Below are 14,484 nucleotides of genomic sequence, written 5' to 3' on the forward strand. Positions count from 1 at the left end.
AATCCATCGGTAAGGCGTCGAAACAGATACCCCGAGATCTTTTGCGACATCCCAAGGGGTAGGCCATTATTAAAAAAGTTTATCCAGTTATCTGAAAATGGCTCCAAAACAAAGTAATATCGCTATGAATAACAAGTATTACATGTTATCTCTTCCAAAAAAGTTTACTTCTTTTTTTGCTTCTATCCTTCTTTTGGCATGAAAAAATCTTTTCATAACGTCGCTCCAGTTGCACTTACCGGTGTTCGAGTATTGATCATTATGGTAATAGCTCTTATCGGTATTGGCTTTGACTGCTTTGGTGAAATCACCAGAATTGATAACCGTGCCAGGGAATTATATCTGCAAGGTCAGAACTATGAACGCCAGATTAACTACCCCGAAGCCGAGCGGTGCTATAAGCAAGCGGCCACGACTGATGATCAGGATCCTGTGTATCTCAATGCTTACGCACTAATCCTTCAAACGGTAGGCAGGTACACTGAAGCAGAGCCGCTTTTCAGGCGTGCGCTTGTGATCAGGGAAAAGCGGCAGGATAATAAGACATCGGAGCTATGATGGGCGGCTATTTCCTTTTTCAAAAAAATCGTCGGACCACCTTCGGTGGTCATTTCTGTAGTCGGTTGTTACCGGAACATTTTGGCGTGCAGCGGTTCGTCCCTCTCCGCTGCTCACCAAAATGTTGGTACTGCCCTCTCACTCAAAAACAAAGCCGGAATGAGCTGCCAACTGACTACGGGACGAAAACCGGGCGGAAGCCCACGAGGTCGTACCGGTAGCCGGGGGCGTTGTTGTCCCGATACGCCGACCGACAGTAAACGGCAACGTAGTTCCAGCCCCCGCCACGAATTACACGGTGCGAACCCGTTGTCGGACCTTCAGGGTTCTCAACAGTGCCTTTCGCCCTGCATTCGTCGTAATAATTCTTACCATACATGTCACTGCACCATTCCCATACATTGCCGTGCATATTATACAAACCCCAGACATTGGGTTCTAAACTGTCAACAGGCAGAGTGTTTTTTCTGAAAATCCCTTTTACACTATTGTTAAAGGGATAGTTTCCATTATAATTTGCCTGGCCAGTCGTAAGATTATCACCAGTATGAAACGGTTTTTCTGATCCTGCACGGCAAGCGAACTCCCACTCAGCTTCAGTCGGCAATCGGAAAGTATTACCCGTTTTTTTACTCAACCATGCGCAATATGCTTCCGCATCATTCCAGCTTACATGCAATACCGGATGATTATATGCTGATGGCTCACGCACATTACCCGACAAATCATGAGACCAATTGATACCATCTTTTCTCTTCCCTGATTTCCCATCATAAACAAAACTGAAGTTCTCTTTTTCAGCATCAGTCTTATAGCCCGAATCATCAATAAATCTTTTAAAATCCCCGACACAAACAGCAAATTTATACAAAGAATAATCAGCTATTTTTACAGAATGCTGTCTTTCATCTTCTCGATGACCCGCTTCATTTTCCGGACTTCCCATGACGAATACATCGCCTTTAACCTCGATATAATTTGAAAGCACAAAAGGATTTATGCCAAATTCAAAACAGAATGACCTTGCCATATCCATACCTGAAAAATCAAGGGTACAGGCAAAATCAAAACGTCCAACCGCTTCTTTTGCAACAAGAAACTCCAGAATTGATTTGTGTGAAAATTTCCAGTTCATTTTTGCGTCACAGGTTAAGCGCTCATCAAAAAGTCATTACGTAATCAGTACCAAAACCAGCTAAGATTTTTCGAACATCTTCTTCAAGGGTTTTTTCATTTCGCGTCTTGAATTCCATCAATTCATACTTCACCTTGTGCCAATACTTTTCAATTCGATTGAGTTCTGGACTGTAAGGTGGCAAGAAATAAAGAGTCAGCCCCTTTTGAGCCAGCACCTTTAACATCGGTTGAACCGCTTTCGCTTTATGGAATGACGCATTGTCCAGAATGACCGTTAAAGGTTTACCCACGTAGTTCATCAGCAGACCAAGAAAGCCGGTAAATATAAGTGAATCTGTTGTTTGCCACAGCGCAACTGAGAACAAATCACCCGTTGAGAGCATGGCTCCGATGACATTCAGGCGTTTTCCCCGGTTGGCGTCAATCTTGTGACATTTGCCTATCGGAGTCCAGGCGCTGCGGTTTGGCTGGGCCAGTGCGAAACCAGTCTCATCTACAAAGGCTAAGATCCTCTCATCGCGTTCGACTTCATCTTTCATCAATTCTATTTCTAACTGTGCTTGTCGAAACCGGACTTCATCTCGTTTTTTTTTAACCACAGGCGTGTACGTTTCCAGACAAAACCAAGTGCTTTCAACGCATTAGTTGCGGTACCAACGCTCACGTTTACATTGCACTCTTCCTTTAACCGAGCCACTATCGCTGGAGCTGTCAGTGCTTCCTTTTCCGCCCAAATCGTGATCTGTTCAAGGTGAATGGCGTTTAGTTTCGGAGGTGCGCCGCTTCGATGCCTGTCATATAAAGCAGCAAACCCCTTTGATAACCAGTTCTTACGTCGGTCATAAACCGTATCGATATTCAGGTCTTGCAATGCCACGATGGTCTTTGCACTCAACCCGTCGTTGAAATATAACAGTGTTTGAGCCCGATGACGTGCTTGCCAATCTCTTCCTTTTGCCACAATTTGTTGTAGCTTTGCACGATCGATGGCAGATAATTCAAAGTAACTTAACTTCATGATTTACAAGGGCAGGTGTTTGTGTTTACCTTCTTGCCCTTATATTACGGAATAATTTATTGTTGAGCGCTTAGCAATGATTTTCCTGTTGCTTCGTGACGATCTATTGGATATTCACACTTTCCGGCAATTTCTATTGCCTTGTCCTTTGTAATATAAAATGTCCGATTATTCAGCCAATTGTTATAGATTTCTATAGCAACCTGTAGTGAAAAATTTTTCAATGCGCGAACAAAAACTTCCCGTTCAGACACCCTTTTCCATTTCGCACCTTCCCTCATGAGCCATTTTTCAATAAGTGCCTCATAAATCTGTACACTACTGGTATAAACCCTGTCATCTTCAACCAAATAATCAATATAGCTCATCAACATGGGACGAACCATCAGATTATTGCTGTTTTTCACAACCTGCAAGGCTATTTCTTTTTTTCTTCCATGAAGGTATTGCAAAACACTAGAACCATACTTTTGATTAAGATATTTATGCACATCTGCATCAGAAAAAGGATAAATATAATATTTCTGAAATGTATGAAATCCGCCTCCACCTTTTCTTATACTCAGTTCATAGAGGTCATCCTCTTGTTGGGGGAAATACTGTGTACGGCAGGTAATAACGACCTCTTTATACCGGCAAGTAGCATCAACAATTTGATCGACCCGCAGCTTAAATGCCTCTTCATCTGATCGGGATTTATCTTTTGGAAAGATAAAGGGATCTTCATCAAGACCATCAAGCAAGAGAATCGTATTTGGAATATCATCACAATTCATATTTTTTATTCTTTCCAGAATATCATCCGGTTTATCGGCATTCCGGCTTTGAAAGCGAAGAAGCTTGATGGTATATGTTTTTCCGAAAAGAAAATCAAAGAAATTTACATACGAATAATTCTGCAAATACAGATTAAGCATAAATGCAGTCTTGCCCATCCCTGAATCAGCAAGGACAAGATAATATTTGTGACTTTCTACGTTTTCATTAAATGATTTTTTTAACATAAAATCAATAAGATCGTATGTTTTCCCTGTATACTTATAGGCTTCACCCGGATTATCATACCTGTTAGGCGACTTTTCCGCCGCAGTTGTCCTGATGAATATGTGACTTAATTCCTTTATATCATCCTTTTCAAACTCAGGCTTCAAATCACGTGCTTTTTTAATGATACTATGCCACTCATTAATTTTTATCCATATTTTTCTGACAAATGTAATGATCACAACACTTACAGCAACAACAATAATCAGCGATAATAATGAAACATATTTTTCATCAATTCCTGCCAACTCAAGCAGCCCTTTAATCCAGGGCAATTCCGCTATCTGCTCATATATTGGGTCCATTTAATGAACTTGATTGATTATGATTGAAGAAATCAGCTCTGCAGAACAATCATCTGATTTTAACAAAAATACCATACCGAAAAATATCCATTTCAGCACTTCATCTCAAACCGCCCAGCCAGATATTCAAAGCTTGAAGTCGTAGCGACCTGATCATGGGGAATCAACAGGTATTTCCAGGGTTTTCCGTTGTTGGCGGTGGTAAAGCCGGTGGCATAGGAGCAATACCGCAGTGCAGCAGCGGTTTTTTCCAGAACTTCCCGGCTGTCGAGTTCGTTGGCAGCTTTTGTTTCGATCATATAGATAGAATAGGCGGTTTCAACAATGAAGTCGGGTTCGTAGCGTTTTGTGTTGTTCTGCCAGTAGATCCTGAACTGGTTTGGAGCAGGACGGAGCCATTTGAGCACCTGAATGTCGTGTTCCAGCACAAAAGCAAGCTCTTTTTCAGCTTTGGAGTCAAATTTGTATTCGAAGTGGCAGGCTTTTTCAAAGCCGCGATAGACGTATTTGGGGATGGTGTTGACGGGAGTTACCGGATCACGGTAATCCTTGTAACCATTTAGTGCGAGAGCAGAGCCGTCCCATTGTTCAATTTTGACAAAGGGCAGCACTTTCGGCTCCCGGTAGTGCGGTTCACCCATCCGGAAATGTTTTTTCATCTGATCACCGATATTGGCCGCAATAAACTTGCGAGCTTGATAGACCAGTGTCGGAAGTTGAGTCGTGTCGTCAAGAGTGGATTCAAGTTTCTCCAGCGCCTGCCGGGCAAGCTTGTGCAGAAGATCGGCATTGCTGTCGTAGTCAACCTCGGTGGAGTAGTTGAGCACTTCAGCAACAATCTGGTTTTTCGGTGTTTCCCGTCCCAATGCTCCCTGCTGCACACCGATCGTGTCCACCATGTTGTCTTTCAGGTTGCGGCGGATGATCTCTTCAGCCATGATGCGGAAATCGAATCCGCTCGTCACATCAAGATCAAAATCCTCAAACCACACGGGAACGTCACCCTTCACCAGATCCATTCGGGGAATATCAATGCTGTTCTTGCGGTAACTGGCTACGGTATCGGCATAAGCGATCCCGGCTTCAACCAGAATCTCTCCGGCAAAGAGGTTAATTTGCCCCTGACCAAGATCGTGCTCTACCTTTTGCATCACCAGTTGCCTGACCTCCGGCTTCAGCAGATCTGCGCTGCTGGTGACTCCCTCGGCAGCACTGAAGGATGGCAAGGCATTGATAATCGCTTTTTTGGCATCAAGTGATCGCGTTGCTTTCCGCCGTTCCCCTTCATCCTTTATGGAAGCTATGCGCTCAGTTTCCTGCTGCACCTCATTTTCAACACGGGGCAGTGCGGTCACCGCCACAGTTTTTGCTCCAAGCTCCTCTTCCGGAATCTCGATATAGGTGAATTTATTGAGCACCGATTCGGGGTTCTGAGCCTCGGCAATAACCTTGTCAAAATTATCATGGGCTACAACGGTCAGCTTGTCGATTTTGTCAACACCGGTCCGTTCACCGTTATAGGGAAGACGCAAACCCCGCCCGATTGTCTGTTCAATTAAAATAGAGGCGTTTGCTGCTCGCAGGGGAACAATGGTGTAGAGATTCCTGACATCCCACCCCTCTTTGAGCATGTTGACATGGACAACAATTTCAATATCGTTATCGGCGTTTTCAAGCTCGACAAACTGCCGCTCAACCTCATCATCCTTGCGCGTTGAGGAGTCAATCTGGAGCACCTTGTCACTGAACGCGCCATTGAAAAAAGAGGCGGATCGGAGATAATCAGCCGTTTCACGTGCATGGTTGATGTCGCGGCAAACCACAAGGATAAAGGGTTTGACCTTTTCAACGCCATTCGTTCGGGAATAGACTTCAAGCTCGGTTTTCGTATCCCAATGAAGGCTGACGGCATCCTCAAGCTTGATGATCTCGATCTCTTTATCGGTAAGCCCTTTCGGCTGAAAATTTTTGCGGGTTGCAATGGCCGGATTCTTGATGTATTTGCCGTCAGCCAGCGCACGGGCAAGCGTATACTCATAGACGATATTGCGGAACGGCAACCCTTTTTCATCGGTCGGGGTCGCCGTCAACTCCAGACCAAGCACAGGTTTTAATTCATTAATGGCATTGCGGGAGGCATCAGCATGGTAACGGTGCGCCTCATCCATCAGAATCACCAGATCATTCAGTCCGGAGAGATAGCTCCAGTAGGAGTGGCCAAGATACTCCGCCAGCCGTTTCATTCTGGGCGGCTTCCCTTTCTCTTTGCCCTTGCTTGCCGGAGCGGCATCACGGTTGAACTTGGAGATATTGAAAATGTTGATCCTGATTTCCGTATCACGAAAAAGGATACCCTGCTGCTCATAATTGTCGCCGGTAATAACCACCGGCCGGTTATAGACAAACTCGGCAATGCCGTTGAAGACATATTTGCTGTAGTTGGGATTACCGAAATCCTCAATCAGCTTTTCGTAGATGGTGAGATTCGGCGCAAGCACAAAGAAGTTCCTGATCCCTTTCTGCAGATAGAGCCAGGCAATACAGGCACCCATCAGGCGGGTCTTTCCGACTCCGGTGGCAATGGAAAAACAGAGTGAGGGAAATGCCCGTTCAAAATCGGTACAGGAGGGATAACGGGAAGAGACGATCTCAAGCGCACCATCAAGATCACCGTTTTTTTCAAGGGAGAGAGCTTCGGCAAGTTCTGCCACAATATCGAGCGCTTCACGTAGCGGTTCACGGAGGGAGAGGCGTTGCTTGATGTATGCTGCTTTAGAATTCATGAAGGGGGTTCTTAAACGTTTTGGTTGTATTGCCACTTCGCCCTTAATAACGATCTCTGCCTCAGGACAAGCTCTGTATCATCACTCAAAAAGGTCGGTCTGTCTTGACTCTTCAACTTCCTCACTCTCAATAGCCAACTCCGGTTCATCCGGCACCTCCTCCTCCGCACGATCGTAAGGCACCTGCACAATATTCAGGCTGTAATCCTCCCGGCCAAATTCGCACCGGCCAAGCAGCATGTTCGGAATTTTTTTGATGGAAATATTCGGGTAGCGATGGGCACACTCTTTCTGATAGGCCTTGCAGGCAAGCAGCAGGCTTTCATCCGGCTGCATCTCTTCATGAATTCCGTCAAGCATTTCAACCGTCATAAAGCCGGTTGTGGTGAAGAGAAAATCCTTTTCGCTGCTTCGAGCCTGCTTCCAGTAGACATGTTCATCTGGCAGGTATCGGAACCCCTCCTGCTTTGCCATTGCGGCTGCAAGCATATCGGGATTGTACTTCTTGCTGATAATCCAGTTCCCGTATTTGTCCCTGTTCAGGAGAGAAGGGGCAAGCGTATAGAACCTGAAGCCGCCGCCACCCTGCCACTCAACAGCTTTGCTGATACCACCCTGGTCGGTACCATCAACTACCTGCTTCAGGCGAGAATAACAATGCGTTTTTGCATGTTCACCAAGCTCAATACCGATCCATTTTCGGCCCATTTTATGCACTACGGCTGCAGTTGTGCCGGAGCCAAGGAAAGAGTCGAGAACAAGATCTCCTTCTCGGGAGGCAAGTGCCATTATCCGATAAACAAGCTTTTCTGGTTTTGGCGTAGCAAAAACATTCTCAGAATTGAATTGCTTCCCTTCTCTTTTTGCATCCTGGTTATCACCAACTTCTATACGATACCAAATTGTTTTTGAGACTAATCCTTCTTGAACATCACTTAAAAAACGCTTTATCGAAGGAACATTATTACCATCTTTTCCAAACCATATTCGATTATCCTTAACGAGTTCCTCGAATTTTTCTTTTGAAACTCTCCAACTATAACCAGCAGGTGGATTAACGATTCTGCCACTTGGTATTTGTATTGGGTAGTCAGTTGACGAGCTATATGTCTTTACGGATAAATCACTTGATTTCCAGAGACCCCGTAAATCATTATCATAATTTTTATATCGCTTATCCATTTCTTCAGTTCTCGGCAATAAATACGGCCTCCAGATCTCCTTGTTTTTGGCATAGACAAGAATATGATCATGGCTGTCAGAGAGCCATTTCGCATCATTTTGAGGTGAATATTTTTTCTCCCAGATCACATTATTGACAAAGTTGCGCCTTCCGAAAATCTCATCACAAAGCACCTTGAGGTAATGGCTTTCATCATCATCAATCGAGATCCAGATTGAACCATCATTAGCCAGCAGGTCGCGCAGGATTTTCAGCCGGGGTGCCATCAGGTTCAACCACTGGCTGTGCTCAATCCCGTCGTCATAATGCTCAAACGCATTGCCTGTGTTATACGGTGGATCAATATAGATGCATTTGACCTTCCCCGCATAGTCCTGCTCCAGCGCCTTCAGTGCAAGCAGGTTGTCACCCTGAATCAGCATGTTGCCGCTACCGGGGTCACCACAACTGTATTCCGGCTGCTCGATGAGAATCCTCGGCTCAAGCTTCGGCTCTTCACCCTTTCCTATCCAGGTCAGCTCTAATTTTTGATTTGGTTTCATTAATGCAATTCAACCCTTCAGTTTCAATACTCCAACAATCCGTTTTTAAAAACAAGTTATATATGACGCTTTTCGTTGTAAACACACCTCTGCACAAACCAGCGTGGGGTAATACAACACATCACTTACCATCTTTGCGTATGAGAGGCCAAATCAGACACTCCTAGATCCATTGCTTTTTCTGAAAGTCGCTGCAGAACATTCTTTTTGGGCTCAGCTCTTTGTTGCTGTGGACTCTCAATTTTAATCAAATACCTGTGATTCGGTAATAAGTCAACCTCTCCTTCGGGCAGAAGAACATGACCGTCATAGGTTGCATACAGCTTGTGTACCATAGTCTAATTCCTCTTTTAAATTATAGATAGCTCTCAACAATGCCTGCTTGTTATTGAAGCAAAACTTTGTTCGAACAACTGTTTGCCCGCTCTGCCTCAGCAAGGCGCTCTTCAGCTTCATTAATTTCAGCAATCCTCAGGCGGTAGTTGCGATCAAGATTCATCCAAAAATCAGCAGGGATACCGACAACGCGCTCAAGCTGTAGCGCCGTTTCAGGTGTAAGCTGAGCTGAGCCTTGAATAATATCATTTATGCTCTGTTCCGGCCTGCCCATGCGATCAGCCAACTCCGCCAGCGTTATCCCCGTAAACTCAAGATGTTCGGCAAGCGTAACACCCGGGCAGGAAACAAGTTCACGCGCAACAGCAATATCCTCTCTTGTTTTATATGCACTCTTCATGTCAGTTCATATTATTGTAATTCCCATCGAATTGAAAACAGAATGTTTTGGCTTACCTGTTGTTTCATTCTCGCTTCTACATCCTCTAATAATAGATCTTTTTTGCCTTCAATCTGATCCTGCGCCTCAAAAAGGTGGCGCCGTTTTTCGTCGCGCTGCTTTTCAAGTTCTTTTACGTTGCGACGCTCCTTTACCTTGCTTTCAAGATCGGAGAGCTTTCTGGCTTCAGCCTTGCGGAGCCTGATTTCCGCATCAAGGTCTTTAATCTCGCGCTCAAGGCTGAGCTTCATGTCTTCAGCCCATTTGTCGAGCTTTTCGTATTCATCATCAAAAAACTGCGCGTTTCGGGTGTTGTTTTCCTTGAGGATTACTTCGGCAGCCTCTTTATTCATGATTGTAAACCGCTCTCCAACTTCCTCCGGGAGCACAAGAGTTTTTCCCACTGTTGCGTCGAGTGAGAAAAATTTACGGCAGAGGTCGTGGTCGAGCAGTTCGCCTGTTTCGGTAAATCCGGTATGCAGCAGAAAGTCCTCGGTTTCAAAAGAGGAGATGGTCAGGCAGCGAAGCTGGAGCCATCCGCTCTTTCCAACGAAGGGCTCAAGAAGAGTGATCTGTTTGGGGGTGCCGGAATAGTCGAAGAGCAGCTCTCTCGGCTCAAGTGGTTGCTTTTTGCATGTTTCAATAATCCGGCGGGCAAGCGGATGGCCGACACGGTAGATGTTGGTATCGTCCTCTACTTCTATTTCAGACTTTTTTCTGTTGGCCGCCGTTCGCAGCAGCAGATAGGGTCCGGGGTGTATCTGTTCGCCGGGAAATGGATTGCTATGCAGCCTGAAGGCATTATCGGATTGATCGAATGCCGCACAGTCGCGCAGGAAGTACCGGGTGATCTGCCAGAGCCACTGCTCATACTGGTTGAGGTAGTGCCGTCCTGTTTCAAGGCTGAAGCGGAGCTTCTGGTGAACCTCTTCATCAAAGTTTTCCAGCAGGTTCTGACGGGTATTTTCGAACCGTTCCTCGATATTGTGTTCAAGCTCCTCCTGCAGTCGGTCAAAAGCCTCCTGTATCTCTTCAGACCTGCGACATTCCTGATAGATAGCGGCAATCCGTTTTTCGAAATCAACGCCGCCCTCTATGCTACCAAGTACCTCATCGCTGGCTCCGAATACGCCGCTGAAGAGCCGGAATTTCTGGTCGAGCAACTGAAAAACCCTGTTATCGGCTTCATTGGCCATGTTCAGAAAGTTGACGACAACGACATCAAAGCGCTGACCGTAGCGATGGCAGCGGCCAATGCGCTGCTCGATACGCTGAGGATTCCAGGGCATATCGTAGTTGACCACCAGCGAGCAGAACTGCAGGTTGATCCCTTCGGCAGCAGCTTCTGTAGCAATCATGATGGTTGCTTCGTGCCGGAAATAATCTACCAGAGCCTGACGCATATCGGCCGTAGGCGAACCGCTTACCCGGTCGGTACCTTTATGCTGCTCAATCCATGCCTTGTAAATTTTTCTCGATTCCGGATCGTTATTTGAACCGTTGAAGAGCACGATCTTGCCGCCAACTCCCTGCAGTTCGAGATTTTTTTTCAGGTAGAGCTGTGTACGGGTTGATTCGGTAAAAATAATGGCTTTTTCTGGCGCTCCGAGCTCCTGCAGTTTCCTGAATCCGCCGCTCAGGGCGGTTACCAGCTTGTCACCTTTCGAGTTTTTCTGAATGATTCTGGCAAGTCGGGCGAACTCCCTCAGTTCGTTCCGTTCAGCAAGTACCGCTTTCCGCTCTTCCTGCGTGAGAGGTTCTTCAGCTTCATCAAGAGGAGGTTCGCCGTTTTCCTGCCACTCTTCACGCAATTCGTCAAAGGTCTCGAAGTCGAGGGAAATGGTCTCATTATCACTGTTCGGTGCCTGCCGGTCAAGCAGGGCGTCAAGCTTTGCGGCAAGTCCTTCAAGGGTACCCTGAATGGCAAAGGTTGACGAGGCAAGCAGTTTTCGGAGTATCAGCGTCATGAGCTTGCGCTGACTGACCGGCAGGGCGTACAGGTCGGGCTTGATCAGATAGTTGGAAACGAGATCGTAAAGCTCCTGCTCCTCCTTGTAGGGATAGTACTCCTGAACAATGGCGAGGCGGTTGGTGTATTTGACATATTCAAGCACTTGGCGCCTCAGCGTTCGCTTACAAAGCGGCTTCAGGCGCTCTTTCAGCTCATTGAAATTACCATCTTCGAGGATGCGGGAGTAGCGGCTCTTGAAGCTTTTCAGGTCACCGAAAGCGTAGTCGTCAATGATGCTGACCATGCCGTACAGCTCCAGAATCGAATTCTGCAGCGGTGTGGCCGTCAGAAGCACTTTTTTGCAGGCGGAAAGTGAGTTCTTTATTGATTGCCCGATGCGGTTGGACGACTTATAGACATTACGAAGCCGGTGAGCCTCGTCAATAATGACCAGATCCCATTGAACAAAGCCAAGGAGATCTTCCCTGGCACGTGCAAACTGAAAGGAGCAGATAACAATTTCCTGGCACTCAAAGGGGTTTCGATTTCCTTTTTTTTTCTCGGCATTAAATGATTTCGATTCAAGAATAACCGAGGGAAGGTAAAACTTGTCGGCCAGTTCCTGATTCCACTGCTTGCGCAGACTTGCCGGACAGATTACCAGCAGCTTTCTTTTACGCTCAGCCCAAAGCTGGGAAAGTATTATACCGGCTTCAATCGTTTTTCCAAGACCGACTTCATCAGCAAGAATTGCCCCTTTGGATAAGGGCGATTTGAAAGCGAATAAAGCAGCATCAATCTGGTGAGGGTTCAAGTCAACCTGGGCATCCTGCAGCGATGCCGTCAACTTGCAGAGATCAGCAGAAGAGTGACGGCGTGTCAGCTCCCAGGCTATATATTTGGCATGATACTCTGTATTCACTGAAAGGATAAGGTTGAAGCCAGAAAACAACGCGTAAGGTAACTGATTGTATCGTTTTTAAATATACGATTACAGCCAAAGCACGGCAAGAAAAATAATTGTGTTTTTTGATGGTACCTCTAACCTGGCAGCACGATTTTGCAGTCTAAAAAAAACTTCGTTTGATGCAACAAAGCGCCTTCCTTTCTGCTGCATACAGAACCACTGAAACCGAATGCCATGCATTCGAAAAAATCATCGGCACCGCTGATCAGCGGCTTTTTTATTTCCGCTGCAGCACGCTTTGTACTTTCTCCATCAACACCTGTATCGTGAATGGCTTGTACAAGAGCTCCCGACCATTCTCCGGAATACCATACAGTTCGATCACATCGCTTGCATAACCGGTCATATAGATCACCTTCACCTGCGGCAGCAATCGCAGCAGTTGCTCACTGAACTCCCAGCCGTTCATGCCCGGCATAATCACATCCGTAATCACCAGATCAGGCTTCAACAGGCCCTTCGTCACCAGCCTGAGCGCCTCCTCTCCACCTGGTGCATCTGCTACCTCGTAGCCCTTCATATTGAGTGCCTGCACTGTGAACTTGCGCAGCAAGTCGTTGTCATCCACCACCAGCACTTTCTGTTGCAACACGGCTGGAGCGGCCTCCACTGCCTTCTGCACGGCAGTCTCCTCATCAAGAAGTGGCAGCAACACCCTGAAAGAGCAGCCATCACCTTCCGGGCAGGATACCACAATATTCCCTCTGTGCTGTCGCACGATACCGTACACCGTAGAGAGCCCAAGCCCGGTTCCTTTGCCAGGGCCCTTGGTAGTAAAAAACGGCTCGAAAATTCTCGGCATGTCCTCCGGCCTGATGCCACAACCGGTATCGGCAACCTCAAGCACAGCATACCGTCCCGGAGGAAGCCCATCCCTCTCTTCGCTCAACTTCTCGAATGAGGTTCTGAAGCACAACCTGCCTCCGGAAGGCATAGCGTCACGCGCATTCAGCGCAAGGTTCACCAAAACCTGCTCCAACTGTCCCGCATTGGCATGCAATGGCAGCAGGGAGGGAGCAAGCTCGAACTCCACCCTCACACCACTGCCCACGCTTTGGCGCAGCATCTCCCCAAACTCCTTGAGCATGGCGTTCAGTTCAACCTCCCCAAGCTCCAGCGTCTGGGTGCGACTAAAGGCAAGCAACTGCCAGATCAGCTTCCGCGCACTGGTCGATGCCCGCTGGATTGCCCTGACCTCCTCCTGTTGCCCTGCATTCCCTGCCAGCTCCATCTCAAGCATCTCCGCATACCCGAGTATCGGTGTGAGCAGATTGTTCAGGTCATGCGCTACACCTCCGGCCAACCGGCCGATCGACTCCAGCTTCTGCGCCTGTTGCAGTTGTGTTTCCAGCCGACAACGCTCCTCCAGTGAGCGTTTGCGCTCCCTAATGTCCTGTACGGAGGCTATCGTGTAAATCGGCACCCCGGCTGCGTCTTTCACGCATACCACGTCCATCTGCACCGGAAAGCACAAGCCATCCTTTCGACAGCGCTCGGTTTCGAAGCTCACCATCGCCGCCTCCTGCAATTGCGCTATGCACGAAAGCACAAAGGGATGCACCTCTGCAGGGTAAAAATCCAGAATCCCCCGGTTCGCCACCTCTTCAGCCTCCATGCCATGCAGGGCTGCAAAGGCAGGATTACATGCCGTAATGGTATTCGTCGCCGGATCGCCCACTGCAAGTCCGTGTACACAATAGCGAAAGGCATCTGCCCACAGCAGCAACTGCCGTTCCTCATCGCGCCGCGCGGTAATGTCACGCGCCACAGCAAAGAGGGTTCCGTCGTCCGCAGGTGAAGTATTCCACTCCAGCCAGCGATAACTGCCATCCTTTGCCCGGTACCTGTTAACGAAATGTGCCGTCTTGCTACCCGCGAGCTGCTGCTCCACCTCCCGGAGAGTCGATTCCCGGTCGTCCGGATGGATCAGCTCCATATAGGAAATTGAGAGCAGTTCACTCTGGCTGTAACCCAGCACCTCTTCCCACGAAGTACTCAGCCGCTTGAAATAGCCATCCGTCGAAGCGATGCAGGCCATATCCGGCATGGCCTCGAAGAGTGAACCGAGGTGCGAACGTTCCTTCCGCAGCTCCGCCTCGAGCTGCTTGCAGTACGCCTGCAAAACCTCTGGGCTGTCCAGAAGCTTCTCCTTGTCATCAAGAGGAGCCATAATACTGTATCAAAAACAGTTGAGGGAAAAAGAGCTGTAAGAAAAAGAACT

The 14,484-nt window shown here is 47.4% G+C and carries 11 protein-coding genes; 1 reads left to right on the forward strand and 10 read right to left on the reverse strand.

The annotated features are described in order from the left end of the window. The first annotated feature begins 198 nt into the window (after positions 1-198). The gene (locus AC56AD_RS09965) at positions 199-558 is read left to right on the forward strand and encodes a tetratricopeptide repeat protein (RefSeq protein WP_012508668.1); all 360 of its coding nucleotides are present in this window, start codon (positions 199-201) and stop codon (positions 556-558) included. Between the two features lie 175 nt (positions 559-733). Here the strand turns inward: AC56AD_RS09965 and AC56AD_RS09970 are convergent, their stop codons facing one another. From AC56AD_RS09970 to AC56AD_RS10015, 10 genes are all read right to left on the reverse strand, one after another. Continuing rightward, a complete protein-coding gene (locus AC56AD_RS09970) occupies positions 734-1,693 on the reverse strand; it encodes a formylglycine-generating enzyme family protein (RefSeq protein ID WP_012508669.1) in 960 nt (319 codons plus the stop codon). Positions 1,694-1,718: 25 nt separating this feature from the next. Continuing rightward, positions 1,719-2,234 (reverse strand): IS630 family transposase, encoded by a 516-nt coding sequence (locus AC56AD_RS09975; RefSeq protein WP_049759884.1) that lies wholly within the window; start codon positions 2,232-2,234, stop codon positions 1,719-1,721. A gap of 11 nt (positions 2,235-2,245) precedes the next feature. Continuing rightward, the gene (locus tag AC56AD_RS09980; RefSeq protein WP_041526412.1) at positions 2,246-2,713 is read right to left on the reverse strand and encodes a helix-turn-helix domain-containing protein; all 468 of its coding nucleotides are present in this window, start codon (positions 2,711-2,713) and stop codon (positions 2,246-2,248) included. Positions 2,714-2,769: 56 nt separating this feature from the next. Continuing rightward, positions 2,770-4,062 (reverse strand): NACHT domain-containing protein, encoded by a 1,293-nt coding sequence (locus AC56AD_RS09985; RefSeq protein ID WP_012508670.1) that lies wholly within the window; start codon positions 4,060-4,062, stop codon positions 2,770-2,772. Positions 4,063-4,154: 92 nt separating this feature from the next. Next, positions 4,155-6,845, reverse strand: a complete 2,691-nt coding sequence (locus AC56AD_RS09990) for a DEAD/DEAH box helicase (RefSeq protein WP_012508671.1) — start codon at positions 6,843-6,845, stop codon at positions 4,155-4,157. 81 nt (positions 6,846-6,926) lie between these two features. Further along, positions 6,927-8,570, reverse strand: a complete 1,644-nt coding sequence (locus AC56AD_RS09995) for a site-specific DNA-methyltransferase (protein WP_012508672.1) — start codon at positions 8,568-8,570, stop codon at positions 6,927-6,929. Positions 8,571-8,695: 125 nt separating this feature from the next. Continuing rightward, positions 8,696-8,905 carry a hypothetical protein gene (locus AC56AD_RS10000; protein WP_012508673.1) on the reverse strand — a complete coding sequence of 70 codons (210 nt, stop codon included), beginning with the start codon at positions 8,903-8,905 and terminating at the stop codon, positions 8,696-8,698. A 50-nt stretch (positions 8,906-8,955) separates the two neighbouring features. Next, positions 8,956-9,306 carry a HigA family addiction module antitoxin gene (locus tag AC56AD_RS10005; protein WP_012508674.1) on the reverse strand — a complete coding sequence of 117 codons (351 nt, stop codon included), beginning with the start codon at positions 9,304-9,306 and terminating at the stop codon, positions 8,956-8,958. 11 nt (positions 9,307-9,317) lie between these two features. Further along, the gene (locus AC56AD_RS10010; RefSeq protein ID WP_012508675.1) at positions 9,318-12,218 is read right to left on the reverse strand and encodes an SNF2-related protein; all 2,901 of its coding nucleotides are present in this window, start codon (positions 12,216-12,218) and stop codon (positions 9,318-9,320) included. 262 nt (positions 12,219-12,480) lie between these two features. Beyond that, a complete protein-coding gene (locus AC56AD_RS10015; RefSeq protein ID WP_012508677.1) occupies positions 12,481-14,433 on the reverse strand; it encodes a hybrid sensor histidine kinase/response regulator in 1,953 nt (650 codons plus the stop codon). Positions 14,434-14,484: the final 51 nt, after the last annotated feature.

It is taken from the genome of Pelodictyon clathratiforme, from assembly GCF_982375515.1.